At 65.7% G+C, this 25,527-nt stretch carries 21 protein-coding genes and 1 tRNA gene; 5 read left to right on the plus strand and 17 right to left on the minus strand.

What is annotated here, in order from left to right; translation table 11 throughout:
- Window positions 1–239: 239 nt before the first annotated feature.
- Window positions 240–980 (plus strand): S9 family peptidase, encoded by a 741-nt coding sequence (locus tag ASC89_RS05500; RefSeq protein WP_162247907.1) that lies wholly within the window; start codon window positions 240–242, stop codon window positions 978–980.
- 57 nt (window positions 981–1,037) lie between these two features.
- Here the strand turns inward: ASC89_RS05500 and ASC89_RS05505 are convergent, their stop codons facing one another.
- The 14 genes from ASC89_RS05505 to ASC89_RS05570 all read right to left on the minus strand — a co-directional run bounded on the left by ASC89_RS05505 (window position 1,038) and on the right by ASC89_RS05570 (window position 18,807).
- Window positions 1,038–1,847 carry an outer membrane protein gene (locus tag ASC89_RS05505; protein ID WP_055995601.1) on the minus strand — a complete coding sequence of 270 codons (810 nt, stop codon included), beginning with the start codon at window positions 1,845–1,847 and terminating at the stop codon, window positions 1,038–1,040.
- Window positions 1,848–2,183: 336 nt separating this feature from the next.
- Window positions 2,184–2,393 (minus strand): hypothetical protein, encoded by a 210-nt coding sequence (locus tag ASC89_RS05510; RefSeq protein ID WP_156384517.1) that lies wholly within the window; start codon window positions 2,391–2,393, stop codon window positions 2,184–2,186.
- A gap of 259 nt (window positions 2,394–2,652) precedes the next feature.
- On the minus strand, window positions 2,653–3,702 hold the full coding sequence (locus tag ASC89_RS05515; protein ID WP_055995604.1) for an alginate lyase family protein: 1,050 nt from the start codon (window positions 3,700–3,702) through the stop codon (window positions 2,653–2,655).
- A 1-nt stretch (window position 3,703) separates the two neighbouring features.
- Window positions 3,704–6,433, minus strand: coding sequence for a tetratricopeptide repeat protein (locus tag ASC89_RS05520; RefSeq protein WP_055995607.1), 2,730 nt, complete (start codon window positions 6,431–6,433; stop codon window positions 3,704–3,706).
- A gap of 145 nt (window positions 6,434–6,578) precedes the next feature.
- The gene (locus ASC89_RS05525; protein ID WP_055995610.1) at window positions 6,579–7,220 is read right to left on the minus strand and encodes an alginate O-acetyltransferase AlgF; all 642 of its coding nucleotides are present in this window, start codon (window positions 7,218–7,220) and stop codon (window positions 6,579–6,581) included.
- An 11-nt stretch (window positions 7,221–7,231) separates the two neighbouring features.
- A complete protein-coding gene (locus ASC89_RS05530; RefSeq protein ID WP_055995613.1) occupies window positions 7,232–8,557 on the minus strand; it encodes an alginate O-acetyltransferase AlgX-related protein in 1,326 nt (441 codons plus the stop codon).
- Window positions 8,554–9,354, minus strand: a complete 801-nt coding sequence (locus ASC89_RS05535) for a hypothetical protein (RefSeq protein WP_156384518.1) — start codon at window positions 9,352–9,354, stop codon at window positions 8,554–8,556. The genes ASC89_RS05530 and ASC89_RS05535 overlap by 4 nt, the downstream gene beginning before the upstream one ends.
- Window positions 9,351–10,469 (minus strand): alginate O-acetyltransferase AlgX-related protein, encoded by a 1,119-nt coding sequence (locus ASC89_RS05540; protein ID WP_055995619.1) that lies wholly within the window; start codon window positions 10,467–10,469, stop codon window positions 9,351–9,353. Before ASC89_RS05540 ends, ASC89_RS05535 begins: the two co-directional genes overlap by 4 nt.
- Window positions 10,470–10,477: 8 nt before the next feature.
- Complete coding sequence (locus ASC89_RS05545) at window positions 10,478–11,908, minus strand: MBOAT family protein (protein WP_055878566.1); 1,431 nt, start codon at window positions 11,906–11,908, stop codon at window positions 10,478–10,480.
- A complete protein-coding gene (locus tag ASC89_RS05550) occupies window positions 11,908–13,428 on the minus strand; it encodes a right-handed parallel beta-helix repeat-containing protein (RefSeq protein WP_082533196.1) in 1,521 nt (506 codons plus the stop codon). Before ASC89_RS05550 ends, ASC89_RS05545 begins: the two co-directional genes overlap by 1 nt.
- Complete coding sequence (locus ASC89_RS05555) at window positions 13,421–14,857, minus strand: mannose-1-phosphate guanylyltransferase/mannose-6-phosphate isomerase (RefSeq protein WP_082533197.1); 1,437 nt, start codon at window positions 14,855–14,857, stop codon at window positions 13,421–13,423. The genes ASC89_RS05550 and ASC89_RS05555 overlap by 8 nt, the downstream gene beginning before the upstream one ends.
- A 1-nt stretch (window position 14,858) precedes the next feature.
- A complete protein-coding gene (locus tag ASC89_RS05560; RefSeq protein WP_055995628.1) occupies window positions 14,859–15,983 on the minus strand; it encodes a hypothetical protein in 1,125 nt (374 codons plus the stop codon).
- A gap of 13 nt (window positions 15,984–15,996) precedes the next feature.
- Window positions 15,997–17,484, minus strand: coding sequence for a glycosyltransferase (locus tag ASC89_RS05565; RefSeq protein WP_055995631.1), 1,488 nt, complete (start codon window positions 17,482–17,484; stop codon window positions 15,997–15,999).
- A 3-nt stretch (window positions 17,485–17,487) separates the two neighbouring features.
- A complete protein-coding gene (locus tag ASC89_RS05570) occupies window positions 17,488–18,807 on the minus strand; it encodes a nucleotide sugar dehydrogenase (protein ID WP_055995634.1) in 1,320 nt (439 codons plus the stop codon).
- An 831-nt stretch (window positions 18,808–19,638) separates the two neighbouring features.
- Here ASC89_RS05570 and ASC89_RS05575 point away from each other — a divergent pair.
- The 3 genes from ASC89_RS05575 to ASC89_RS05585 all read left to right on the plus strand — a co-directional run bounded on the left by ASC89_RS05575 (window position 19,639) and on the right by ASC89_RS05585 (window position 22,804).
- Window positions 19,639–20,061 carry a response regulator gene (locus tag ASC89_RS05575; protein ID WP_274532684.1) on the plus strand — a complete coding sequence of 141 codons (423 nt, stop codon included), beginning with the start codon at window positions 19,639–19,641 and terminating at the stop codon, window positions 20,059–20,061.
- A gap of 120 nt (window positions 20,062–20,181) precedes the next feature.
- Window positions 20,182–21,177 (plus strand): amino acid ABC transporter substrate-binding protein, encoded by a 996-nt coding sequence (locus ASC89_RS05580; RefSeq protein ID WP_055995637.1) that lies wholly within the window; start codon window positions 20,182–20,184, stop codon window positions 21,175–21,177.
- Entirely contained in the window at window positions 21,158–22,804 is a 1,647-nt protein-coding gene (locus tag ASC89_RS05585) for a murein L,D-transpeptidase (protein ID WP_055995640.1), read from the plus strand. The genes ASC89_RS05580 and ASC89_RS05585 overlap by 20 nt, the downstream gene beginning before the upstream one ends.
- 62 nt (window positions 22,805–22,866) lie before the next feature.
- Here ASC89_RS05585 and ASC89_RS05590 read toward each other — a convergent pair.
- Window positions 22,867–22,942: transfer RNA gene (locus ASC89_RS05590), tRNA-Asn, on the minus strand.
- A gap of 79 nt (window positions 22,943–23,021) precedes the next feature.
- Window positions 23,022–23,663 (minus strand): molybdenum cofactor guanylyltransferase, encoded by a 642-nt coding sequence (locus ASC89_RS05595; RefSeq protein ID WP_055878544.1) that lies wholly within the window; start codon window positions 23,661–23,663, stop codon window positions 23,022–23,024.
- Window positions 23,664–23,754: 91 nt separating this feature from the next.
- Between ASC89_RS05595 and ASC89_RS05600 the strand changes: the two genes are divergently transcribed.
- Complete coding sequence (locus tag ASC89_RS05600; protein WP_055878541.1) at window positions 23,755–24,387, plus strand: outer membrane protein; 633 nt, start codon at window positions 23,755–23,757, stop codon at window positions 24,385–24,387.
- 55 nt (window positions 24,388–24,442) lie between these two features.
- Here the strand turns inward: ASC89_RS05600 and ASC89_RS05605 are convergent, their stop codons facing one another.
- Window positions 24,443–25,525, minus strand: a complete 1,083-nt coding sequence (locus tag ASC89_RS05605; RefSeq protein ID WP_055878538.1) for a DUF917 domain-containing protein — start codon at window positions 25,523–25,525, stop codon at window positions 24,443–24,445.
- Window positions 25,526–25,527 lie beyond the last annotated feature (2 nt).

Genomic DNA, 25,527 nt, shown 5'->3' on the forward strand with positions numbered 1-25,527 from the left:
GTCGCCGCGGCGGCGAGACGGTGCCAGAGTGGCCGTGGGCGGCGGAGGGCGGTATGCCAGGCATCCATCGAGTGATAGTTTCCGTCCTTGTGGTCGCGATACTCACGGTCGCTCTACCGGTTTGGAGCCCGCTGGCTAGCCAAGCAGCCGGAGACCTTCGCGCCGGTCCGGCCGGGCCCGAGGGAGGGCCGCAACGCGAGCAACTCTGGCTGGTGCCATCCCCCCTCAAGGACGTGCTTATGCACGCCTACCTCTACAGGCCCCCGGGCGACGGCCCGTTTCCGCTGGCGGTGATCAACCATGGCTCAGACGAAGACCGGGCGCGCCGGGCCAGGGTGGCGATGCCGTCATTCCCGGCGCTCGCGGCTTGGCTGGTGGCGCGTGGCTATGCTGTGCTGCTGCCGCAGCGGCCCGGGCACGGCATTACTGGCGGGCGCTACCTCGAGGGGCAGGGGGCTTGCGGTAATCCGGACTTCGAGCGCGCCGGACTTGCTGCCGCCAGTAGTATAGAGAGTGCGGTAGACTTCATGCAGGCGCAGAAGTTCATCGAGCCCGGTGGTATTGTGATCGTCGGAAACTCGGCCGGCGGCTGGGCTGCGCTGGCGCTGGCGAGCCACAACCCAGCCGGGGTTGCTGCGGTGGTAGACTTTTCCGGGGGGCGCGGCGGCCGCGAGCGCAACAAAGCGTACAACAATTGCGCGCCGGATAAGCTGGTGGCCGCAGCCGCTGCCTACGGCCGGACGGCCCGGATCCCGACGCTCTGGCTCTACGCGGAGAACGACACCTACTTCGCGCCCGAACTGTCGCGCCGCATGGTTGATGCCTTTGTCGCAGCAGGTGGGGATGCGGAGTATCGCCTGCTGCCGGCCGTGCGCGGCGACGGCCATGCGCTGGCGCTTACCGCAGGCCGTGAAGCGAGCTGGAAAGCGCCCCTCAAGGCCTTTCTCGACTCGCTTGTGCGTAAGCAGCCGCAGGACTGAGAGACGGGCGGCAAAGAGCCCCTCGGCCGGATGACCGAGGGGCAGTTGGCCCACGTCTCAGAATTGGAAATTGAGCCCGGCGCGAACGACGTGGAACGCCACATCGCTGTCGGCAGAAAAGTTGAAGCCGTCGCCGAAATCGGCATCGACGATCTGTTCGCTGCCGAGGTCGGTGTAGAGATACTCGGTCTTGAAGGTGATGTTGTCGGTCAGCGCATACTCGATGCCGGCGCCGATGGTCCAGCCGAAGCGGTCATTGGTGATCGACTCGTCTATGACCGTCTGCCCCACGATGGTGCCGTTGATCGACGAAGTCGTCTGACCCCAGGCGAGGCCGCCGGTGGCATAGACCACGAAGCGATCGTTCACCCAGCCGATGCGGGGTCGGAGCGTGGCGAACCAGTCGAGGCGGGTGCCGAGGTCGAAGTCGGCGGATTCACCGGGCGGCAGGAACTCGCCGGTTTCGTCGGTGATGCTGAGCGAGACGCGGCCATCGATCGATGAGCCTTGAATGTCGCCCTCGATGCCGAGCAGGACGTTCTCGCTCCACTGCCAGTTGTAGCCGGCCTGCACGCCGGCGATGAAGCCGCCGGCCGTGACGTCGGCCGAGCCGGTGGCAAAGATGATCTCGCCGGGGCCGGGCGGCACAAGTGCCGGTGCCGGTTCCTCTTCAACGGGCTCGGGCCCGATGATCTGGAACGGATGCTTGAATACCCCGCCGCCATAACCTGCGTTGATACCGGCATAGAACCCATTCCAGTCGTAGAGCGGGGTGGAATAGATCGGTTCGATGATTGGGAGATCGGCCGCAACCGCGCCAGTGGCAAAAACGCAGGTCGCACCGAGAGCTAAGAATCTCGTCCGCATAGTCAACCCTCCAATAATAGAGCGAAAAGACGCCCCATGCAGCGAAGAGTTTAGGTGGACTCGTCCCTGGAGTCCTTAACAAGGCGGTAAATGCAGGGTGTTGTTGCATTTTCGACAAACAACCGACAATTGTGCGAAACAGTGCGAAGTGTCGATATGTTGTTGTCAGATCAGCGGGAATCGAGCGCCAGGGATGGCGAATGTGCGGTTTCGAACAATGTGAACTTGCAATAACTTGCGTCCGGCAATGGGCGTTGCCAAATTATTGACGCATTTTGGGCCGTGCGGCGGCCCGCGGCGCGGCTGCGCTACGCGAAGTTATCGCGGTGCAATGACTTAGCGCTCGTCGCCTGCCGTGACCGGCTTCTCCTCGAGCGCGACGGCGGAGGTCTCGACATTGTTGTCGATGCCCCAGTCCAGCGTTTCGAGTCTTAACGTCTCGAACAACACATCTGCGCTGACCTTGCGGCCATCGAGTTTGGCGAGGACGGATGAAAAACGCGCACCCAGATCGGCGGGTGCATCAACACCAGTTGCAGAGACCACGGCCACACTTTCTGAAAGGGAGCGGCGAAGTCGGACGAGCCCCCGACTGTTCGGGCGCGGGCCTACTGCAGAATCTTTTAAGGAACGCTTCTTGGACAAAGTACAATTTCGCTTTCATTCGGAAAGCGCGCTGTGGGCCAAGCAACAGAGCTCTAAGCGCAGTTTTCTACCGCGCTCTAACGGTACCTACCTGAACCCACGATGAAAAGCGCCGCCCGCCACATATTGGGCAGGCGGCGCCGTCATTCGGGCGGAAGGGTTAACTAGTTGATGCCGGCAAACGTGCAACCCAATCGCCCAGCCGGGTGAGGTTGCCGCCGAGCTTGGCATGCGCCAGCGGGCGCAGCGGCGCGACGAACGCGTCGGCCGCCGGATCTGGAGCGTGGCGGAGCAGCGGCTCCACCCAGGCCAGCATGAATGGCTCCAGCGCCTGCTTGCCGGTCTGGAACGTCTGCTCCTTGCCGTTGATCTTCTGAACGATCGACGGATCCTCGATCGCTTTGAGGCTGAACGCGGCAATGGTGCTGAGCTTGCCGTCGCACGCGGCATAGCCATCGTAGCCGGTTGCCTTCAGCAGGTCCGCCGTGACGATCAGCGGCGCGGTGGCATGGAGCTGGTAGTTCAGCGCCTTGTCGGCCCGGTTCATCTCCAGCGGCAGGCTGCCATCCGGCGAGGCCTGGCAGGTCACGAGCTCGAAGCTGCCCTTGGCCCAATCGAGCATCGCCGTGTCGCCATTCAGCCGCCCGATCGCCGCAGCCGCGAGCCCGGCCCAGGCCCGCAGGTTCGCCCGCTTGGCATTCTTCGGGGCGTCATTGTCGAAGAACTGCTCCATCGCAGTGGCCACATCGGTGAGCCAGCCGACGACGCGCGTGCGCTTGGCCGGATCGAGGGGGCCGGCGGTCTCCGCCTGCAGCAGTGCTATCGCCAGCCCGGCATAGCGGGCCGGGATGGCGAGCTTGACGTTCAGCGTCTCGAGCTCGGTGAGCGCGCCGGCCGCCGCCCATTGGTCGAGCCAGTCGAGCACACATTCGCCGCGGGCGGTGTCACCGTCCATCAGTGCGGTGTTGGCCATCTTCATCAGCTCGCCGATGAACTTCTCCACCGGCTGCAGGGCGCGATCGACCTCGGCATTGGACACCTCATCGATATCCGAGCGGGTCTTGCTGTCGTCGGTGTAGCGGCTGCCGAAATTGAGCGCGACCACTGGGGCAGGGACCGCAGGGCAAGCGAACGGTTTGTCCTCCGCCCGGCCAGCCGAAGTCCCGAGCACCAGCGTCATCGCCGCGATCAGGGGGAGTGCAATCCGCATCTCAGTTCTCCACTGCCATCGACGCCAGCAACCGCTGCGCCTCGGGATTGCCGAGCCCGGCCGCATCTTTCAGCAACACGGTCGCCTCCTGGATCGAGGGTTCGATGCCGATGCCCATGGCGTAGGCCTTGGCGAGTTCGACCATCGCGATGGCGTCGCCGCCTTCTGCCGCACGCTTCAGCCACGAACTGGCATCCCTCGCCTCGGCCACTGTGGTGCCGGTCGAACGCAGGTAGAGCGCCAGCTCGCGCATTGCCACCGCGTCGCCAGAGGCGGCGGCCGCTGCATAGCGGGCCGACCAGTCGACCTCCTCCATCACCGCGGTCTGGATCGCCGGCGGCGCTTTCAGCACCTTGTCGCGGATCTTGCCGAGATCGGCGACCTGGGCGCTGTCAATCATCCGCTTGAACATCGCCACCGCTTTGGTCGGGGCATAGTCCTCGCTGTCAGGGTCGGCATAGATCTTCACCAGCCGGCTCACTGCCGTATCGTCGCCGAGCGCCACCGCCTGGTCGAACAGCTCGATGGCGGTCTTGGCCCGCTCCTCGCCGCCCATCGCCATGTACCGATCGGCAATCGCGGTGTGGCGCCAGCCATCCTCGCCGGCAAGCCGCAGGCTGACCTGCAGCCAGTGCTCGGTCTCGCTATCGTCTTCGGTGGCAACGAACGCGCCCGCCAGCTTGATGGTGTTCTCGAAGGTGCAGTCGACCACGCTGGCGGCGCGATAGAGATAGTCGTGCCGCTGCGCCTCGTCCTTGGTGTTCGAGGCCGCAAAGATCAGCGCGTCGGCGTCGCCGCGCTGCTCGATCGCCTGTTGATACTGCGCCAGGAGCTCCGCATCCGAGAAGCCCTCGGCCTGCATGATCGGCAAGAGCCGCAGGATCGCCTCGCCCGAGCCCTGCTGGGCCGCTTCGGTCAGGTAGCCGATGGCTTCGCTCCGCTTTTCCGCGTCGTTTGGAAAGTAGTCGAGCAGCACCGAACCGAGGTCGACTGCCGCCCGCGGCAGGCCGTCGGCGCGCGCCTGCTTCAGCGCCGCGATGGACTCCTCGATCACTTCGGGCGTCGGCGATACGGTCAGCCGCTGCCGTGCCAGCGCATCGATGGTCGCCGGCACCGGATCGATGCGCGACTGCCAGAACGCCAGCATTTCCGGGCTGGCGCCATTCCGGTTCAGGTAGTCTACGTAGTAGGCCACCGAGTTCGGCCGGCCGTAGAGCGCATGGGTCTGGAGCTTGGCCAGCGCCAGCGGGTCGGCGTCAGGGTCGAGCGCGTCGATATCGTCGGAATCCATGAACTCGGTCGAGTTGCCCGCGGCGTCCTCGGTGCGCTGCCAGAAGCCGGCAAGGCGCATGTCGGCACCCTTCGGCGCGCGGCAAAGGTAGGCCTGCCGCAGGTCGGTCATCGGGTCGATCTTGCCGGCATTGGTCACCGCGAAGCTGAGCAACTCGGTCGCCCGTTCGAACACGCCCGGCTCGTCCCGGTGCCGCAACAGGATGAAGGCCAGTTCCTGCGCCGAGTCCGCATCCTCCAGCGCTACGCCCTTTTCGAGCAGTGCCTTGGCCTCGGCCTCGCCGGCCCAGCGGCCCTTGTCCGTCAGCACCAGCTTCGCCAGCTTGGAAAATGCCCAGCCCGGCGGCTGCGACATCTCTACGAGTTGGTTGAGCCGCGCCTGGTAAGCCTGCTTCTTGTCTGGGATCATCTGCTCGCTTTCGAGCAGGGTCGCCAGCCGGAACAGCGCGTTACGGCTCCCGATGTCCGAGGCTTCGGCATAGAGCGCCTCGGCCTTGTTCTTGTCCTCGGGCACCAGCGCGCCCGCTTCATAGAGCTTGCCCAGTTCCACCTGTGCCGCCGCCACACCGCGGTCGGAGGCGAGGTTGAGGTACTTCAGCAGGTTGTCATTGTTCTTGACGATCAGCTCGCTCTCGAGATGCAGCTGCGCCACCTTCCAGGCCGCGCCGGCATCGCCGAGGTCGGCCGCCAGTCGCAGCCACTGCTCGGCAATGTTGTGGTCCTGCTTGACCACCAGGCCCTTGGAATATTCGCGGGCGATGCGGCCGATACGGTCGCAGATCTCGGGGTCGAGCTTGCCCACCAGGGCGCCGAACGCCATCGTCACGGCCAGCTTGGGATCGAGCTCCCAGCCCGGCACCTGTTCGCCGCCGATATTCATCGAGGCGAGGCGGAGCAGGGCGTCGGCATTGCCGCCCATGGCGGCGCGGGTCAGGTAGCCGAGCCCCTTCTCCTTGTCCTTCTTCACCACCAGCCCGTCGAGATAGAGCGTCGACAGCAGGTTGAGCGCCTTGGGGGCGAGGCCGCCCGCATTGGCCTCGAGGCCGTCGATGACGCCGGTCTCGCGCAACTGCGGCACCTTGCCGGCCTTGAGATAGAGGTTGATCCGGTCGATCGCCGTGTCCGGCACCTTGGGCGCTGGCATCTTGCCGACGATTGCCAGCATCTTGTCGACCAGCTCGAAATTGCCGGTTGGGTTCAGGTCCCTGAGGCGCCGCGCGTCGCGCAGCACCAGCTCGGGGTCGCCTTCAGGCACCGATGCCCCGTCCCACGCCTGCCAGCGCGCCACCACGTCGGGGTCGGCCTTCTTGGCAACACAGACCTCCTGTGCCGGAATTTCCGGCGGCAGGAAGGTGACCTCGACAGGCGCCGCCACAGCGGCGGATACGAGACCTGAGCCAAGCAGCAGGGCGGTGGCGAGGCGGGGGACGAATGAGGGCATCGGAGCCTCCGGTTGGAGCGCTTACAGGAAAACGCCTGTCCTCGCGAAGGCGGGGATTGCAGACTCTTCCGGTCGAAAGCGCGACGAAATCAAAGACTTGGAGCGGTTCACCGATTCAATTGAACGGTGAACCGCTCTAGGACAGTTACTGCGCGCGGAAGAAGGCGTTCTCGACAGCGGCGGCGGTATAGGTGCCGTTCGAGCCGCTGAAGATGATCGACACGCCGCCGCGACGCTTGAGGTCGAGCGCGGCCACCGTGGCTACCGGCTTGCCTTCGGCCTGCACCTCGAAATCGAGGGTCAGCGGGGCCTTCAGCGCCACCGACTTGCCGGTGTCGCCGGCAATGGCCTCGATCGCTTTGGTCTTGGCGGCAGGCACGAACAGGTCGACGCTGGCAAGGTCGGAGAGGTTGTAGAAATAGACGGTGGCCTTGCTGGGGTCCGAGGCCGGATCGTCCTGCAGCACCAGCGGCTCGCCTTCGACACTCCAGGCGTAGGTGTAGTAGGCGCCCGGCGACGTGGTCACCGAGCCCGACACGTCGCCGGCCGAGACCGGAATGTCGCCCGGCTGTACGTTCACATAGGCCGAGAGCCCATCGGTGATGTCGTCGACCGTGGTGCCGTTCACCACCGCCACGGCGGCGCCGGGCACCAGCACGCGCACGAACGCGGAGTTCGGATCGACCGGCGCATCGTAGAGCCCGTCATCCTGAGCCAGTGCGAAAGGCGTGGCGCTAAGCAACATCAGGGTGGTCAGGGCGATGAGTTTGGGGGTTGAGCGCAGCATGTTGGCTCTCCTTAGGTGTTGCAGAGGGAAATCGCCGCCTTCTCCTCGGAGAGGCGATCGAACTGGATCGAGACCTTCGACAGCTCCAGGCTGTCGAGCGACTCGAGCGGGATGAAGAAGCGGCCGGTGCCGCGGAAGCGGTCGCCGCGATGCACTTCGCGGGTGAAGGTGCGCCCGTCGGTGCTTTCGAAGTTGAGCACCACGTCTCGGCTGCCATTGTCGCCGGCGTCGGCCAGCAGCACCTGGTTCGGGGCGATCGGCGTGCCGGTCAGGTCGGCCTGGTAGAGGCCCTTGGCCTTGTCGATGACCGGGGTATTGCCGACCGGCTGGCAGTCGTCGCGCGCCGCCGCGATCAGTTCGGTCAACGAGCCGGTGCCGAACTGCGCCAGGTTGTTGTAGATCGGGTTTTCCCACACGAGGAACTTCGGCCGGTCGGCCTGGAACTCGCGCGAGGTGAGATACGAGGTGATGGCGCCGAACTGGTTGCCGCCGGTGATCGCCATATTGGCGACCGGCAGGCTGGCATACTGGGCGAGGAAGCCGGAAAAATTCGGCACCAAAGCGTCCGAGAAGCTGGTGCCGACCAGCGCGATCTCGTCATTGGTGGCGCCTTCCGTCTCGCCGCCGCTGTCGCCAAAGATGTCGAGGCTGGCATCGGCGCTGGCGACTTCCACGGTCTCGTAGGACGTGCTGATCACCGGCGGCAGGCTGAGCACGCAATAGGCCTGCAGCGTGCGGCGCATGCCCGACACGGCAAGCTCGGCGCCCGTCGCCTTGGTCTCGTAGGTAACCGGCGTGACGTCCGCATAGGCCGGCAGCTGCTTGATCATCCCGCCGATTGTCTGCGCCGCGGTTTCGGCGCCGCGCGACGTCCAGTGGAAGTCGGAGCGGAAGAACGGCGGATCACCGCCATTGGTGGTGCGCAGCGCCGACAGCAGGTCGACCGCGATCACCCCCTTGGCGTTGAGCCGCGCCACCTGGTCCTCGTAAACGGCGACCGCCACATCTTCGTTGAAGCCAAACAGCTTGGCTTCGTCCGGCAGGAAGGTCGGCAGCGTCACGCTCTTGGTGGGGATCGGCACATAAAGCATGGTCGTGCCACGCGCCTTCAGCGCTTCGGCGAGTTTGCCCATCTGCGCCACCGTATCCTCGGTGAACGGGTGCTGCATGCGCAGGTCCGCGAAGATGCGGAAGAAGAACCCGTCACGCCCTTCGACCGATGGCAGGGTCGGGTTGTCTTCCAGGTGTTTGCAGCCAAAGGCCGAGTTGGCGGCAAGCGCCGGACTGGCCGAAAGCGCCGCGGCGAGGGCCGCTCCGAGCAGCAGGGTCTTGTTCATTGTGACGTCTCCGTGGAGGCGGTGAGTTGTGGTTCGAGCGTGCGGAGCAGGTTCTCCGCCATCGTCCGGATGTTGAGCGTGTCGGAGGCGGCAGCGACCTTGAGATAGCCCTTGGCCTCCTCGATCCTGGCCGCGTCCGGCGTGCCCGAGAGCAGGGCGAAGGCGAGGTCTAGCGCCGCCTTGGCGTCGCCCCCCTTGGCCGAGGCGACCAGCAGCTCGTCGGCACGCGCCGGATCGAGCCCGAACGGCTTGCCGGCGCGATACATGGCGATCAGCCCGTCCCGCGCCGCCGCGTCGCCGTCGGCGGCCAGCTTCTCGAGCAGCTCCTGCGACGAGGCGAGATTCTTGGGCTGGTCGAGGAAGACGTCGGCATTGAGCAGCCGGATCAGCGGGCGGACGGCTGAAGTGCGGCCATTCTCGGCGGCTCGCCGGTAGTAGCGGGCCGCGGCGTCGAGCGTCGCCGGATCGTTCTCGGCCTCGATCCGCTTGGCCAGATGCAGCTGCGCCAGGTCGTCGCCGGAATCCGCCAGCGTCTGCATGTCCTTGTAACTGACGTCCTTACCGGAAACCATCCGGTTACGGATCTGCTTCAGCGGATCAACCGGCTTGGCGACGCGCTTGGTCCCCTGGCCGGGCTTGCACGGCCCTGGCACCATCGGCCGGGCGCGCTCCGAGCTGCTCGACAGCGACTCCGGCACCCGCACCATGCAGGTGGCGGCGCTGGCTGGAGCCGCGACGACGAAGCTCGCCGCCGCAAGGACCAGGCTTGCCGCTGCTAGCGTCAGCGCGCGGATCATTCGGTTGCCGCCTTCGCCGGCTCGGCGTTCCATAGCTGGGTCTGGCCGAGGTAGCGGATCGGGAACTCCCAGATCACCACTTCGGGCGGCGTGTCGCGCAGCGTTGCGCTGTCGAGGAAGGCGCGCATCGGCGCCACCGGACCCTTGCCCTCTTCGGCGAGGTTCAAGACGTCCGAGGCCAGCGAAACCTTGAGGCTTTCGCCAAAGCTCCACTGCGGATTGGCGCTGTAGCTGGTGCCAGTCAGGACGAAGGGAATAGAGGAGGGCCCGAAGATGTCGGTGCTCGAGGCTGCAGGGGGCGCAGACGCCTCGCGCGGCACGACAGTCTCCGGACCCAGACCGACGAGAGGTGCCAACCCGCCGGTAACGATGAATTTCGAGAGATCGCCTTCACGCTCCACCGGAGCGGTGTCGGCGATGCTGTAGGTGGTGTCGCGCTTGCCGAGCGCCGCCCCCACGGCGTCCGCCACCACCTCGGCGCCGAGCGGCGTCCAGTGGGTGTCGGTGGTGAGGAACAGCTGGCCCTTGGCCTTGGCCTCGAGCAGCGGCGCGCGGGTTTCGATACTCCTGATCCCGGCATTGTCGAGCACGGTGCGGAAGTCTTCGTAGAGCCGCTCGAGATCGGTGGGGATCGCCGGATAACTGACGTGCTCGCGGTAGATGTCGGCCTTGGCTGGCAGCGGCACGACGACGAGCTCGATGCCCTTGGCGGCCAACTGGTCGCGAACTTCCGTCACTCCGGCCGCCGCCTCACGCAGATCCGGTGTGCGCTTCAGCGTCGCCTCGAACTCCTCCTTGGAGAACAGCCAGCCGTCTTCGCCCACCACCACGCCGGGCCGTCCCTCGCGGAAGGCGAGGTAGCGGGCCGCGCCCATCGCATCGATCGAGGGCAGCCGGTGCGGCATGATCTTCTTGTAATAGGTATCGATCTGCGCGGCGGCCTCGCCGCTCAGGTAGGCCGAGGCGGTTTTGGGCATCTCGGCGATATCGCGTCCGAGCCCGGTGACGAATTCGTAATTGGCGACCACCGCATAGCCGAGGAACAGCACCGGCAGTGCAAAGGCGGGAGCAGCCGAGGCGAAAGTCTTCACGGTGAAGTTGGATTCGACGGTCATTTCCGGCCTCAGAACTGGAAGTAGAGGAAGGGCGAGTAAGTCTGCTCGGCGAGCCGCATCAGGCAGAAGATGGCGAGCGCACTGAGGGCTCCGGCCTTGACCAGGCTGGTGGCGGCCGCAGTGGCGGTGCCGTCCGCGTTGACGGTGATCTGCGGCTCCCAGAGGTGCCGCATCTTCGGTTCGGCAATGGTGATGGCGATCGCGATGGCGAGCATGGTCATCGCCTCGCGGCTCACCATCCAGGCCACTTCCGGGCGAATGCCGATGCCGTTGAAGCCGAACATGCCGGCATACATCTGGAACGCTTGGCCGACATCGGGGGCGCGGAACATCACCCAGCCGAGCACCACGGCGACGAAGCAGAGCGGCAGGCTCCACCAGTAGTTCTGCGCCGTCTTGTCGTAGCCGGTGAGCCGCTCGACGACGAGAATGCCGCCGTGCCAGACACCCCACAGGATGAAGGTGAAGGCAGCGCCGTGCCATAGCCCGCCCAGCAGCATCACCAGGAACAGGTTGATGTAGGTGCGGACCGTGCCCTTACGGTTGCCGCCCAGCGAGATGTAGAGGTAGGTGCGCAGCCAAGTGCTGAGCGAGATGTGCCAGCGGCGCCAGAACTCGGTGATCGAGCGGCTGATGTACGGCATGTTGAAGTTCTCGGCGAAGCGGAAGCCGATCATCAGCGCCAGCCCGATCGCCATCGCCGAATAGCCGGCGAAATCGAAATAGAGCTGCATCGAATAGGCCAGCGCGCCCAGCCAGGATTCGACGACGGTGGGGTTCGGGGCCGAGAACATCGCGTCGGCGAGCGGCGCCACCGGGTCGGCGATCAGCACCTTCATCGACAGCCCGATCAGGAAGCGCTGCCAGCCGGCGTTGAACAGCTCCCAGGAGTGCTCGCGGTGCTCGAACTGCGGCGCCAGATCCTTGTAGCGCAGGATCGGGCCGGCCACGAGCTGCGGGAACAGCGCCAGGAACGCCGCGAAGTCGATGATGTTGCGCGAAACCTTGGCATCGCCGCGATAGACGTCGACCAGGTAGCTGATCGAGTGAAAGACGTAGAACGAGATGCCGATCGGCAGCAGCAGCTGCCAGTGGATACCGAGCGCATCGGGTGTCGTCCCCCACAGCGAGGCGAAGCTGTCGACGAAGAAGTTGAGGTACTTGAACACCCCGAGGACGAGCAGGTGCCCGGTGACGCCGATGGCGACGAACAGCTTAGCCTTCGGCGTTCCCTGATACTTCTCGACGAGGATCGAGAACACATAGGCCCACAGCGTATTGGCGCAGAGCAGCATCAGGAAGTCGAAGCGCCACCAGCCGTAGAACAGGTAGGATTCGATCAGCAGCGTCAGGTTCCGCCACTTCGGCGGCGTCAGGTAATACGCCGCCAGAAAGATCGGCAGGAACAGGAACAGGAACGTCTCGGACGAAAAGACCATCAGGCATCCCCCTCGAAGGTACAGCTAGTGGGGCGCAGGGCGCCGGTGGGTGTGAGCTTGGCGCCGGCCTTGAGCTGCAGGCCGTCGATGATCGTCGGCGTTGCGTCGGTGGCGCTGAGATTGAAGAAGCGATCGGTGAACTGCACCAGTTCACCGTCGAGCAGTCGTGGCGCCTGGCCGGTGAAATCGTTCATGGCGAACTGGAGCCGCGCCGTGGTCGAGCCCTTGATGCCGACCCGGTTGCCATCGAGTTCGTTCGAGGCGATCTCGATCACCCCGTAATCCGGCTGATGCGTCACGCTGATCCCGGCATTGCCGTTGTCGATCAGCCGGTTGGCGCTGACCTTCAGGCCGGCGCTGTCGCGCACCGCGAGGCCGGACTGGGCGTTCTGCAGCAACAGGTTGTCGGTGACGTCGATGCAATCGGCCGAGGCGACCGAGACGCCGGAGCGCTTGCTGCCCGCGATGAGGTTGCCGTCGATCCTGAGGTTCGCGGCGCCCGCGTCGGCAAAGATGCCGTTGAGTCCGGCGTCGATGACGATGTTGCCGGAGAGCTCGACCGCCTTGGCGCCGCCGGTGACCTTGATGCCGTGGGCGGCCGATCCGGCGAGCACGACGTTGCCGCGTGCCGCGATATCGGTGCCGCCGCTCAGCAGCAGGGCAGGGCCGGTCGAGGCTCCGAACACATTGCCGTCGACCACCGCCGCATCGGCATCGACCAGCGCCAGCGAGCCGACATTGTCGAAACGGCTGTCGCGGATCAGTGAGGGCGAGGGCTTGGCGTAAAAGCCACCCTCGAGGATGGTGACGCCGGTGAGCGGCGGGAACAACCCATAGCCGAGATCGGCAAAGCTCATCCGCTCCAGCCTGGCGCTGCCCGACAGGGCAACCACGACGAACGGGTTGAAATCCTTGAGGCGGGGGTTGGCCTCGCCAATCCCGGCGATCGCGGCGGCATCGCCGAAGAGGTTTCCGGCCGCAAGCAGGAACGCGCCGGTAGAGCGGTCGAGCAGCAGCGTTTCGCCCGGCTGCAGTGACAGCGTCGCGCCGTTCCACACCGCGATCGGCAGGTGTGCGACATAGCCCCTGTCGGTCTTGTCGAGCACTCCGGTGAGCTTGGCTGCGGTCACCGCGTCATAGAGCTGCGCGAGGCTGGTAACCCCGGTTTCGACCAGCAGCACTTCCGGCTTCGCCTGCGCCTGGCGCAGGGCCACGTGATAGTTGGCGCCGGCCTGCAGCGCCAGCTGGCTCAGTACCAGGTCGATCGAGACGACGCTGACCTGCGCTCCACCGAGCGCCAGCCCCTTCATCGGCTTCGGCTCGGCGGCGCTGTAGCTGAAGCCGAGAGGCGCGGCCGCCGACTGGAGGTCGGTGGCCGGCCGGCCGGCCTCGACCATCGCCGCGAGGGCGGCGACGGTCTTTTCATAGGCGAGGGTCCGCGCGTAGTCGGCTCCCGTGGCGGCCCAAGGGAGAGAGCATGCCGCGGCGGCAAAACCTGCGCAGACCCACGCCTTACGCATGTTCGCGGCTCCCGTCGGCCACCGCTGCCAGTTCCAGCAGCGGGGTGAGGTGCGTCAGGGGACCGTCCACATGGCAGGCGACCTCGATGACCTGCATCGGGCCTGTACCGTCATTGATCACTTCGGCGGTCTGTTCCGGGCCGATCTCGAAGGTGGCTCCGGCGCGGATCTCGCGGCGGCGGCTGCCCATGTGCAGCATGCCGCCACCCGAGGCGACGACCATCAGCCGCCGGAACTCCGAGCCGCTTTCCACCGGCAGCTTCGCGCCGGGGTTCACCGTGAGGTGCCGCAGCATGTAGCCGGCGCCCGAGGCGAGCTTGCCCTGCTTGCCCCAGTCGGTGGCGCCGAACGAGTGGTCCTCGGCCTCGCGGCGGCTCTGCGCTTTGAGTTGCTCGACCACTTTCTTGACGTCCTGCGACTGCTCGCGGGTGGTCACCAGCAAGGCGTCATGCGTATCGACGACGACGAGGTTGTCGACGCCGACCACGGCAACCAGGCGATCCGAACCGCGCACATAGCTGCCGCGCGAATTGACCATCATCACGTCGCCGCTGACGACGTTGTTGTCCTCCGATTTCTTGCCGATGGTGTGGAACGCCGCCCAGGCGCCGACGTCGTCCCATTCGACATCGGCGGGCGCCAGTGCCACGGTCTTCGACTTCTCGAACACCGCCCGCTCGGTCGGCAGGCTTTCGGCCGAGCCGAAGCTCGCTTCCTCGAGCACCAGGGCGCCGTCTTCGCTGACCGCGTTGGCAAGCGAGGCGCTGACTGCACCGAAGGTCACCGGGTCGAAGCGGCGATATTCCTCGATCACCGTGTCGGCCCGCATCAGCGAGATGCCGGAGGCCCAGTAGGCGAGCCCGGTCTCGATCAGCGACTGCGCCGTCTGGGCGTTCGGCTTCTCGATGAACTTCTCGGCGCGATGCACGCCGCGATAGTTGGAGAACTCGCCGCCATCGATGATGTAGCCGTAGCCGGTCTCGTTGTAGCGCGGCTTGATGCCGAAGGTGACGATCAGGCCATCCGCCGCCGCCTTGTGCGACTCCCGGATGCGGGCGTTGAGATCGCCTTCGATCACGTGGTCCGAGGGGCAGATCAGCATGACCGCATCGGGATCGGTGCGGGCGATCAGCAGCGCCGCCGACAGCACGGCCGGCCCGGTATTGCGCGCCACCGGCTCGGCGATGACCCGCGCGTTGCGCTGTACATCGCGAAGCTGGCGACGAACCGTACCCAGGTGCCCGCCGGCGACCGACACCACGGGATCGTGGAACAGTTCGCCCCGGTGCCGCTGCACGGTGGTCTGGAAGAAGGTGATCGAGCCCTCATGGTCGATCGGCTGGAACTGTTTCGGCTGCTGGCTGCGGGACAACGGCCAAAGCCGCGTACCCACGCCTCCGCAAAGCACGACTGGATGGATGGCGTTCATCTTAGTGGCCCTCGTTCGCCGGTCCGTTGAAGGAGAAGAACCGCCCCACCGCCGCCAGCGGGTCGGATTTGATCAGCACGTCGACCGGCGAGCCCACCGTGCTCTGGTCGAGCTGGGTGGCCGGCACGAGCGTGACCGGGATGGCGGTGCCGTCCGTGGCGCTCCGCAGCAGTCCCGGCAGTTGTTTGGCATCGAGCGACGCGGTGGTGACGGCGCCGTTTGGCATGTGCACCTCGGCATGGGCGCCCGAGGCGAGTGCCCTGAGCCCGTTGCCATCGACCTTGGAGGAGATCACCACCGGTGCATCCTTGGGCGCGACGGTCATCACCGTGTCGCCGGCCAGCACCGTGGCGCCGCCTTCGGCTGCGCCCGGCGCGACCACGCAATCGCATGGCATGGAGACGGCGAGCACTTCGCCCGAGGTGGTGCGGATGGCGAAGGCGATCTCGCCCTTGGTCGCCGCCGGATTGACGAAATCGAGCTGGCCCGGGCTGATCGCCCTCAGATCCATGCCGTCGAGCGTGATGGTGGAGAGCCCGGTGACCGGCAGGACGAACAGCCGCTCGTAGAGCTTGACCCCGACGAAGCCGACGAGCAGCAGGCCGAGGCCGGCAAAGGCGCCCCAGCGGATGCCGGTCATGATGCCCTGCGTAGCGGAGCGCTGCGCCTTGGGCAGTTCTGACTTCACCTTCTCGGGCTTATCCGCGGTGCGGATCAGCCCGTCGACGCCGATCAGCTCGCCGCCGACCACCGAGTTGAGGATGTAGCGCAGCTGCGGCAGGTGTGGGCCGGTCGGCTCGAGGAAGCGGAGCGTCACCGTGCCCGCTTCCGGCGCGCCGGCGCCGATCGCTGCGTCCACCGGCAGGCTGATGGCGTAGCCGGGGAAGTTGAACACCAGCGTCACCAACTGCACGCGACCATGCAGTTGCGGGTCGATCAGCCCGGTAGCTTCCGCCCCGACGATGCTGAGCGCATGGCCCTGGAACGAACGGCCGTTGATGATGACGTTGAACGGCAGCCGGATGACCGGGTGTTCGCCGTGCACGGCGGGTTCCGCCGCGAACGGGGCAGGCGAGGCGCTTCTGCTGGCTTTTGGTTTGTCGAGTTCTGCATGCGCTTCGGTCATTGCTACTGAGCCCTCAGTTGGCATGGATCGGGAAGGGGCTGAGGAGCCCCGTGACGAAGATCACTCCGGCGACGAGCAGGCCCAGGGCGAGCACGTGCATGTAGCTGGAGCTGATGGAGCGGACCCGCCCTTCGGAGCCGCCGCTGTTGCTGACGCTGGTCGCCGACTGGCGGGTCCAGCGCTGGCGGTCGAGGCGGAACATGACCGAGGTCTTGATCGCGGCGCCGAACAGCTGGCCGAAATAGAGCAGGAACGGATAGGTGATCGGGAACGGTCCGCCGAAGCTGGCGAGCAGCCAGCAATAGGCGTAGCGGGTCGCCATCACCCAGGCGATGTAGGCGACCGCAATCAACGGATCGACGAACACCGAGAACAGCACGATGCCCACCGGCGCCGTCAGCGTCGTCCACATCGAGACGCGCTGGTCGAGGATCGACCACCAGGCAAACGGGCCGATCTTGGCCGGCGACAGCGCCAGAGCGCGACCATTGGTGCGCAGCATATTGCCGAACCAGCGGCGCATCAGCGTGATGGCGCTCTCGACAAAGCCGGGCTTGGGCTGGGTCTCCATCGAGACGCAGGCGACATCCGGCAGGTAGGCCATCTCGTAGCCGTTCTTGAGCAGCCAGAACCAGGTCGACTTGTCGTCCCCGGTAAGGAACTTCACCCGGCCCAGCCGCCAGTGGTCGATATAGTCCTGCTCGACCGAGGCGATGAATTCCGGGTTGGTGGCGAGGTCGGCGCGGAACACCGACATCCGGCCGGTCAGCGTCAGCACGCGCCCGCCAACCGCCACCGCCGACATCATCATCTGGCGCTGGGTGAAGCGCAGCTTGAACCAGTCGCGGAACAACGGCGCATCGTCGATCTCGGCGCGTTCATGCGTGGTCAGGGCGCCGACCTTGCCATTGGCGAAGAAGGGCGCGGCGCGCTCGACGATGTCCTCGGGGATCTGGGTGTCGCCGTCGATCAGCAGCACTACGTCGTCGGCACTGGGATAGCGGCGGGCGATAGAGCGGAGCGAGGTGGCGAGCGCATCACGCTTGCCGGTGCCATCGATGCGGTCGATCACCACCTCGACCGTGTTCGTGCCCTCAAGCACCTGGGCGGCGACGGCGCGGATCAACCGCTCATCGGCGAGATCGACCACCGAGGCAACCACCGTCGAACCGCCGGGCGAGCGACGCGCCGCCTCGAAGATCGAGCGATAGACCCGCGAGGTGATCGCCGCGTCGATCTTGTAGCTGGTGGCGAGGAAGAAGGCGTGCGCCGGGCGGCGCGTGGCGTAGAGCGCCTCGGCGGCAGCGCGCCGCCGAGGGTAGAAGACGCGGATATAGAGGTGCGCACGCACGAAGTTGACCAGCGCCCAGCTGTAGCGCCAGAGCCCGATGACCCCTAGGGTGAGGAAGACCCCGGCGCCGCCCGAGAAGGCGGAGGCCGGCACGGTGCTGGCGATAGCCGCGACCGAGAGGATGTAGATGGCGTGCGCGAGAAGGTTCATGGCTTACCAGCAGATGCCTTCGTAGGTGCCGTTGGAGCGCAGCGACGCGTTGATGCGCGTCAGGTCGACCAGCGAGCGGTATTCGCTCACCGAGTTGAGCGGCGCGATGGTCTCCTCGTAACGGTTGCCCACGAGGATCACGTCGGACCCGGCGATCAGGTCCTCGATCTTGCCGACCAGCCGCGACGGCAGGTCCGGCACCACGTCATTGCCGCGGCCCATGGCGCTGACGCCGCCGGCAACAGCCTGCGAGACGTACGGATCATAGACGCGCAGCTCGAGGCCCTTCGAAATCAGCCGGCTCGCGAGCTCTGCCAGCGGGCTTTCGCGCAGGTCGTCGGTACCCGGCTTAAAGGCGATGCCAACGAGGCCGACGGTCTTGGCGCCGGAATTGGCCACCATCTTCTCGGCCCGGTCGATCTGCGCCGCGTTGGCGATGAGCACGGAGTCGAGGAGCGGGGAGGGGACGCCCGTCCTCGCCGCGAGGTGCTGCAGGGCGCGGACGTCCTTGGGCAGGCACGAGCCGCCAAAGGCGAACCCCGGCTTCATGAAGTAAGGCGAGATGTTCACCTTGGTGTCGGCGCAGATGAGTTTCATCACCTGCTGGCCATCGACGCCCGAGGCCTTGGCGATGTTGCCGATCTCGTTGGCGAAGGTCACCTTCACGGCGCGCCACGAGTTGGAGGCATATTTCACCGCCTCGGCGGTCTTCAGCGTCACCACATGCGAGGGCACGGGCATCTGGGCGTTGATGTCCTTGAGGATCTGCGCGGTGCGGTCTTCAAGCGCGCCGAAGACGATGAGGCCCGGATCGTAGTAGTCGGCGATCGCCGTGCTCTCGCGCAGGAACTCGGGATAGTAGCCGACGCCGAAATCCTGGCCGGCGATCATGCCGCTGGCCTCTTCGAGCACCGGGATGCAGGTCTCGTCCATGGTGCCCGGAACGATGGTCGACCGGATGATCACCGAGTGGAAGCTCTGCTTGTGCTTGATCGCCTGGCCGATATCGGCGCAGACGCCCTTCACGTATTTGAGCCCGACCGCTCCGGTGTCGTCGCTCGGGGTGCCGACGCAGACGAAGCTGGCGTCGGTGTCGAGCACCGCCTGCTGGCCGTCGGTGGTGGCGCGCAGCCGACCCGAGGCCACGGCACGGGCGATGATCTCATCGAGCCCGTTCTCGACGATCGGGGAGAGGCCGGCATTGACGGCGCTTACCTTGGCGGGATCGAGATCGACCGCCACCACCTCGTGGCCATCATCCGCCAGACACGCGGCGGAGACGACTCCGACATACCCGATACCAAAGACGCTGATTTTGGCCACGACGGTCCTCTTTCAGAAGGTTGAGCAATATTGTTCTCGCCCGACGGGCAAGTTTGTTGAGTGGCGACTGAGTACAGAACGACGAGCTACAAGCTCGCTGGCCCCGTTACGCTAAGTGACATCACACGTACTCTCCACCGCTGGAGTGATCGTTGTTGGCGCTTAGTATTGGCATCCTTGCCGGTGGATGGCCGTTGTTCGCCATCCGATGGGTGAAAGCCTGTTCGCTGGCCCCCAAGCTGAGAAGCAACCCGGACTCATACGAGCCATGCGGTTGGCGCATGACGTACGACCGTCATCATCCTGCAGTGTTTGGGAAACCAGCGCGCCAAACCGTACGCAGCCTGCGGAGTTGCGGCAGTTGGCCGCGCATTTCATCCGTGCTCGAAGCATGGTCGCATTGCGGCGAAACCGTGCCTCGCTCCGATGCTCACGGTCGCGTGATTACTTTTTGGGCAGTTTTTGCCCATTCCGTCCCGGATGACGACGGGATGACAACGATGCCGATTTGCGCGCCAGCCACCTTGGCCGCCTTGCGCCAGTACCCGAAAATCCAAGCAAATCGGGCCTGTCGCCGCTTTTGTTCGGAGCTTTATCTAATCGTCGCACGAATTCGGCGAGGATTCGTTAGGTCTTTATGCGCACCTCGCGCGTGGAACGGGAGTGCGTGCCACTGGTCGCGCTTTTGCCGTCGTTGAGCGAAAGGATTCGCGTGGGCCGAGTCGAAGAGGGCCCTCTTCGGCTCGGAGTCGAGGAGGTGCCTCTTCGGCTCGAATGCGTGGCGCCGGGAACGCCACGCGAAATGGGTGACAAAAATGCGGGTCTCTATAATTGACATCAACCGGAAGCAGCCGGCCACTGGTCCTCATCGTCGAGGACGAACCCATGATCATGCTTGGGGCAGTGCAATTGTTCGAGGCGGCGGGGTTTGAAGCCCTGGTCGCCTTCAGCTCCGACGAGGCGGTGGCGCATCTTGAGGGGCGCTCTGGCATCGTCGTGACATTCATAGAATACGACGTGCCCGGTACCATCGACGGCGCCCAACTGGCGGAAACGGTCCGCAACCGGTGGCCGACCATCGAGATCATCGTGGTGTCGCGTCCGCGCCCCGGGGAAACACCGGACCTGCCGCTGGGCGCGCGCTACTTCGAAAAGCCCTACACCCACGCCGAGATCGAGCGGGCGCTCGACCAGCTGGGCCTGACCGGGACGGTGCCGCGTGCCCGGACCAACCTGCCGCCGCGCGGCGCCTGAGCAGGCGGCCGCGAGGGGGAGGCAACGATCACGTAACGGCGGCAATGGCCTAGGGCTTGTGCGTCGCCGCCGTTGCGGACAAGACTTGTCAGGTTCGCATCCAGCCATGAGGGGTGGCCAATGCACCGAGGACAACTGGCAGCAGCACTGCTGGCTTTTCTTGCATCGAGCTCGGTCGGCTTTGCCGGCACGCTCGATGACGTCCGCGCCCGCGACAAGCTGATCTGTGGCGTCAGTGAGGGCCTCGGCGGCTTTTCCAAACAGGACGGAGCAGGGGTCTGGCAGGGGTTTGACGTCGATTTCTGCCGCGCCGTTGCGGCGGCGGTGCTCGGCGATGCCGGGAAAGTCGAATACCTGCCGCTCTCGGCCGAGGCGCGCTTTGCCGCGCTCAGCGACGGCAAGATCGACCTGTTGTCGCGCAACAGCACCTGGACCATGTCGCGCGACCTGGACCTCGGGCTCGATTTCCCCGGCACCAGCTATTTCGATGGGCAGGGCTTCATGATCCCCGCCATCTTCGGCGCGATCAGTCCGCTGGAGCTCGACGGCGCCAGCATCTGCGTGGTCAGCGGCACCACCACTGAGGCCAACGCGGCGGCCTATTTCGAAAAAGCTGGTCTCAAGGTCTCGTTCCTGAGCTTTGAGGAGCGCGATGCGGCGCGCGCCGCCTACGCCGAGGCCAGGTGCGATGCCTATACCGCCGATCGCTCGGCGCTGGCTGCCGAGCGCGCCGCACTGCCGACCCCCGACGAGCACGTCATTTTGAAGGACGTCATCTCCAAGGAGCCGCTCGGCCCGGTGGTGCGGGACAGCGATCCGCAATGGACCAGCCTCATCCGCTGGACCCTCTACGCGCTGATCGATGCCGAGGAGCAGGAGTTGGATGCGGCATCGATGGCGGGCGCCGGGGCCGACACTGCAAAAGCCATGGGGGCTCCGGCAGTGAAGGCGCTGGGCCTTGCCGACGACTGGCTGGTCAAGGTGCTGGCCGGGGTCGGCAACTACGGCGAGGTCTTCGAGCGCAACCTCGGCGAGGAAACGCCGATGCAGCTCAGTCGTGGCGTCAATGCCCTCTGGACCCAAGGCGGGATTCTCTATGCGCCGCCCATGCCCTGACCTGATCCGCAACCTTGTCGTCGCGCTGCTGGCGCTGCTCTTTGTCATGCCGGCGGTAGCGCAGGATCGCGTCGACCTGTCGCCGCGCGACCTGGCGGTGGTCCGCATCAACATCATCGACCTGCTGGCCAACGAGCCCCGCCTGCCGCTGCCGATCAAGCAGCGGCGCGACGTGTTGCGTACCTATTACGAAGAGCAGAGCGGCGACCTGCTTTGGCTCAACAGCGCCCGGGCCGGCGTCATGGTCTCGCGGTTGACCAACGCTACCGATGACGGGCTCAACCCGGACGACTACCCAGGCCAGCAGCTCGCGAGCCTCCTGGTCGCCGCCGGCGAGACCGATAAGCGCAGCCTCGCCATCATCGAGCTCTACTTCTCGGCCGCCTTCCTCGAATATGCCTCGGACCTCAAGGTCGGCCGCTTCCTGCCCAACAAGATCGACCCCAACTTTTTCCTCACCCCACGCACCATCGACGAAGCCGCTGCACTGGCGGGCGTCGCCAAGGTGGCCGATGTCGAAACGGTGCTGCACGCCTGGGAGCCGCAGAACGCCGAGTATCAAGCCTTGCGCAAGGCGCTCGACGACTACCACGCGCTGGCCGTACTCGGCGGCTGGGGCACCGTGCCACTTGGCGACACCCTGAAGCCGGGGATGACCGATCCGCGCATCCCGGCGCTGCGCGCCCGTCTCGCCGTCACCGACGGCGCTGCCGCCACCGCGCCGGGCGAGCCCGAGTTCTATGACGAAGTGCTGGTCGAAGCAGTGAAGCACTTCCAGGCGCGCCACGGCCTTGATGTCGATGGCGTCGTCGGCCCGGCCTCACTGGTCGCCATGAATGTGCCGATCGAGGATCGCATCGAATCGATCGATTTCGCCATGGAGCGCTGGCGCTGGATGCCGGACGATCTCGGCCGGCAATACATCATCGTCAACATCGCCGGCTTCGAGTTGCGCCGCATCGCCGATGGCGAGATCAAGGAGAAGATGGCGGTGGTGGTGGGCAAGCCCTACAGCCGCACGCCAGTGTTCAGCGACGCCATCCGCTACCTCGAGTTCAACCCGTACTGGAACGTGCCGGCCGGCCTCGCCGCCAAGGAGGAACTGCCCAAGCTCAAGAGCAACCCGGCGGCCGTCGCCGCCGCCGGTTTCGAGGCGGTGCGCGGCAAGGATATCTACGACGTCCGGCAGGTCGATTGGGCGCAGGTGACGCCGAGCCGCTTCCCGTTCCAGCTGCGCCAGAAGCCGGGCACCAACAACGCCCTGGGCCGAGTGAAGTTCATGTTCCCCAATGCCCATGACGTGTACCTGCACGATACCCCGTCACGCAGCCTGTTCGGCCGCGCCGAGCGCGCCTTCAGCCACGGCTGCATCCGCCTGTCGCGGCCGCTCGAGCTGGCCGATCAGGTGCTGGCGGCGGGTGGTGTCGACGGCTGGTCCAACCAGCGCATCGATTCCGTCGTCGCATCGCTCAAGAACACCGTGGTGAACCTCAAGACGCCGCTGCCGGTGCACATTACCTACCTGACCGCCTGGGTCGAAGCCGATGGCGTCCACTTCAGCTCGGATATCTACGGCCACGACGAAAAGCTGCTGGCCGCGCTGGACGGCAAGTCGCTGGCCTGGTGAGCAACGCCAGAAGCGCCGGCTTGGGGCCTGCGCTGATCATCTCAGATCTGAGGGGAAAAGATTGGCTCCGCGGCTTGGACTCGAACCAAGGACCATTCGATTAACAGTCGAATGCTCTACCAACTGAGCTACCGCGGAACACGTGCCTCGTGTGAAGCAGCGCCCGTGTAGCGGTTTTGATTTCCTTTGCCAAGCCCGAATTTCCGATCTCGGAAACTCAATCGCGAAGCGACCCGGCCGTGGCCACTCGCAGCTGCAGATTGGCCAGATCTTCCGGGGTGTTGACGTTGGCGAAGGGATCGCCAGCAGCGCTTTTCGGCCACTCGATAGTGAGCCCCTGAGCCGCGGAACACAGCGATCTTAGACTGCGTGGTGCGGTTCCGGCCCGTACCCGCTCCGGCAGGTCGCGGAATCGCGCCACGCGCCAGATCGCGTTGGTGGGGTAGGGCTGTCCATCATAGGCCGCGACAGCGGCGGGTGCCTCGCCGAGCCCCTCGAGAAGGCGCGTGACGAAGTCGGCCGGCAGGAACGGCGTGTCCACCGCGACGCTGACCAGCAGCTCCGGCGGCGTGGCCAGGGCATTGAGGTAGGCGATAGCGCCGGCGAGGCCTGCCAGGGGCCCGGCATAATCGCCATCGAGGTCGGGCACCGCGATCATCCCGGACGGCAGGTGCAGCGCTATTGGATCGATTCGCCCATGCCCCGTCAGCAGCGGCGAGCAGGCCTTAAGCCGCTCCGCCACACGCTCGAGCAGGCGCACGCCGCCAAGCACCAGTTCGGACTTGATCACTCCACCGAGGCGCTCGCCGCGGCCCCCAGCCAAGATCAGGCCGGCGATCGAGTGTTGATTCTTTGCCATAGCAGAGCGCTCTACCGCCTTGGTGGTCTTGAAAAATTCCCCTCCGCCATAGAGGAGCGGCGGTGGGGGGCTTCAGTTTACTGGAGTCTATATGACTACGCGTATCTTCGCCGCCCTGGCATTTGCCGGGCTGCTCACCGGCACCGCCAGCGCTGCCGATCTCTACGTTCCCTCGCCGGACCAAGCCATCGTCAGCGCCAGCCGCGACTGGACTGGCTTCTACATCGGCGCCCATGCTGGCTACGCTGATTTCGATGCCGCGCATGACGGCAACGACAGCGACCTTGCCACCCTCAACGGTTGGCTGGGTGGCGTCCAGGCCGGCTACAACGTGCAGTTCGATTCCGTCGTGCTCGGCGTTGAGGCCGATTTATCGGCTGCCGGCATCCTCGAAGGCAGCGATACCGACCACTGGGACGCGGACGACGGGATCAACGGGCTCGCCACCCTCCGTGGCCGCCTCGGTTTCGCCGTCGGTGATCTGCTGCTCTATGGCACGGCCGGTCTCGCTGTGGCCAACCTCGATGTTGACGATCAGGCTCAGAGCATCGGTGGCTGGGTCGCCGGCGTGGGCGCCGAATACATGGTGACCGACACTGTCTCGCTAAAGGCCGAGTACCTCTACACCAACTTCGGCACCGTCGAGGTCGAGGGCTACAACAACGGAGATGAGTTCGACATCGACGGCTCGGCCGTCCGCGTCGGCGTCAACTTCCACTTCTGATCGCGCTGGTGATTGGCCGGGCCCCGCACGCGGGGCCCGGTTTTAGGCTCCCCCGTCAGCGCCCAAAATACTCGCGGTAGTCGGTGTCGTAGCCGAAGTAGCGCGGACCGACGAGTTCGATGCCGGCCGGTGTCAGCCATTGCGGGTTGGATGGCATGGCCAGCGCCTTGAGCCGCAGGCCGTAGCGCAGCGCATCGGCAGTGACCGGCAGCCCCGATTCGGCATCGAGCACGGTGATCAGGTCGGGCGTCGTAACGATGATCTCGCCATCCCGCTCGGCCATCAGGAACTCGTTCTGGAAATCCAGCCGGAAGCTGTGGCCCTTCCACTCCTCGACCCCTTCGAAGCGGGCGGTGCCGCGGGCGAAGCCACCGACGGTACGGCGCTCGATGTCCTTGATGCGACCATGGAAGATCACATCGGCCTCGAGCTTGTCGACGATGGCGTTGACCGGATCGACGTGGCCGGCCTTGGCCTCACGCAGCGTGCGGCCGAGCTCGGAGCAGAGCGTCAGCGTGCCGCGCACGATCGCCTTCTTCGCCACGGCGCCCGACATCGAGTAGAAGGCCAGCAGCGCCGAGCCGCCCATCTCCACCGTGGCGGCGCGGGCGAGCCGCTCGGTCCAGGCGTTGCTGACCGTCTCCAGCACCAGCGAGTTACCCTTGTCGTCGCAGAGCACCATGGGCGTGGCGGAAACGCCGTGCATGGTGAAGGTCACCATCTGCAACTCGGGATAGGCGCGGCCCATGCCGTCGCCATCGACCAGCGGCAAGCCGGCCATCGCCGCCACGACGAACGGAGTGGTGGAATTGACGCCACCGGCCTCGCCGCAAAGCACGGCGTCGATCTTCCGGCCGAGCAACTGCTCGAGCGCGCGGAAGGCGTTGATCAGCTCCTCACCCTGCGGCAGCTTTTCGGTCATCACCGTGGGGGCGCCCATCATGCAGACCGGCACCACCAGCGCGTCGTCGGGCAGCTCGTCGATGTCGACGAGATTGACCGGGCCATACTGCTTGATCGCCTGCTGGGCCATCAGTTTGCCGACATAGGGGTCGCCGCCGCCGCCGGTCCCGAGAATGGCGCCGCCGGTGGCGATGTCTTCCATGTCCTCGGCATGGATGGTGCGAAGAAACTTCATGC

Origin of the sequence: Devosia sp. Root413D1 (genome assembly GCF_001425235.1) — a bacterium.
In the GTDB taxonomy this organism is placed as follows: Bacteria; Pseudomonadota; Alphaproteobacteria; order Rhizobiales; family Devosiaceae; genus Devosia_A.

Bases quoted from the DNA above. Each gene is read 5' to 3' on its own strand.
- ASC89_RS05500 (WP_162247907.1), top strand. From the start codon at position 240: ATGCACGCCTACCTCTACAGGCCCCCGGGCGACGGCCCGTTTCCGCTG.
- ASC89_RS05505 (WP_055995601.1), bottom strand. From the start codon at position 1,847: ATGCGGACGAGATTCTTAGCTCTCGGTGCGACCTGCGTTTTTGCCACT.
- ASC89_RS05515 (WP_055995604.1), bottom strand. From the start codon at position 3,702: ATGCGGATTGCACTCCCCCTGATCGCGGCGATGACGCTGGTGCTCGGG.
- ASC89_RS05520 (WP_055995607.1), bottom strand. From the start codon at position 6,433: ATGCCCTCATTCGTCCCCCGCCTCGCCACCGCCCTGCTGCTTGGCTCA.
- ASC89_RS05525 (WP_055995610.1), bottom strand. From the start codon at position 7,220: ATGCTGCGCTCAACCCCCAAACTCATCGCCCTGACCACCCTGATGTTG.
- ASC89_RS05530 (WP_055995613.1), bottom strand. From the start codon at position 8,557: ATGAACAAGACCCTGCTGCTCGGAGCGGCCCTCGCCGCGGCGCTTTCG.
- ASC89_RS05535 (WP_156384518.1), bottom strand. From the start codon at position 9,354: ATGATCCGCGCGCTGACGCTAGCAGCGGCAAGCCTGGTCCTTGCGGCG.
- ASC89_RS05540 (WP_055995619.1), bottom strand. From the start codon at position 10,469: ATGACCGTCGAATCCAACTTCACCGTGAAGACTTTCGCCTCGGCTGCT.
- ASC89_RS05545 (WP_055878566.1), bottom strand. From the start codon at position 11,908: ATGGTCTTTTCGTCCGAGACGTTCCTGTTCCTGTTCCTGCCGATCTTT.
- ASC89_RS05550 (WP_082533196.1), bottom strand. From the start codon at position 13,428: ATGCGTAAGGCGTGGGTCTGCGCAGGTTTTGCCGCCGCGGCATGCTCT.
- ASC89_RS05555 (WP_082533197.1), bottom strand. From the start codon at position 14,857: ATGAACGCCATCCATCCAGTCGTGCTTTGCGGAGGCGTGGGTACGCGG.
- ASC89_RS05560 (WP_055995628.1), bottom strand. From the start codon at position 15,983: ATGACCGAAGCGCATGCAGAACTCGACAAACCAAAAGCCAGCAGAAGC.
- ASC89_RS05565 (WP_055995631.1), bottom strand. From the start codon at position 17,484: ATGAACCTTCTCGCGCACGCCATCTACATCCTCTCGGTCGCGGCTATC.
- ASC89_RS05580 (WP_055995637.1), top strand. From the start codon at position 20,182: ATGCACCGAGGACAACTGGCAGCAGCACTGCTGGCTTTTCTTGCATCG.
- ASC89_RS05585 (WP_055995640.1), top strand. From the start codon at position 21,158: ATGCGCCGCCCATGCCCTGACCTGATCCGCAACCTTGTCGTCGCGCTG.
- ASC89_RS05595 (WP_055878544.1), bottom strand. From the start codon at position 23,663: ATGGCAAAGAATCAACACTCGATCGCCGGCCTGATCTTGGCTGGGGGC.
- ASC89_RS05600 (WP_055878541.1), top strand. From the start codon at position 23,755: ATGACTACGCGTATCTTCGCCGCCCTGGCATTTGCCGGGCTGCTCACC.
- ASC89_RS05605 (WP_055878538.1), bottom strand. From the start codon at position 25,525: ATGAAGTTTCTTCGCACCATCCATGCCGAGGACATGGAAGACATCGCC.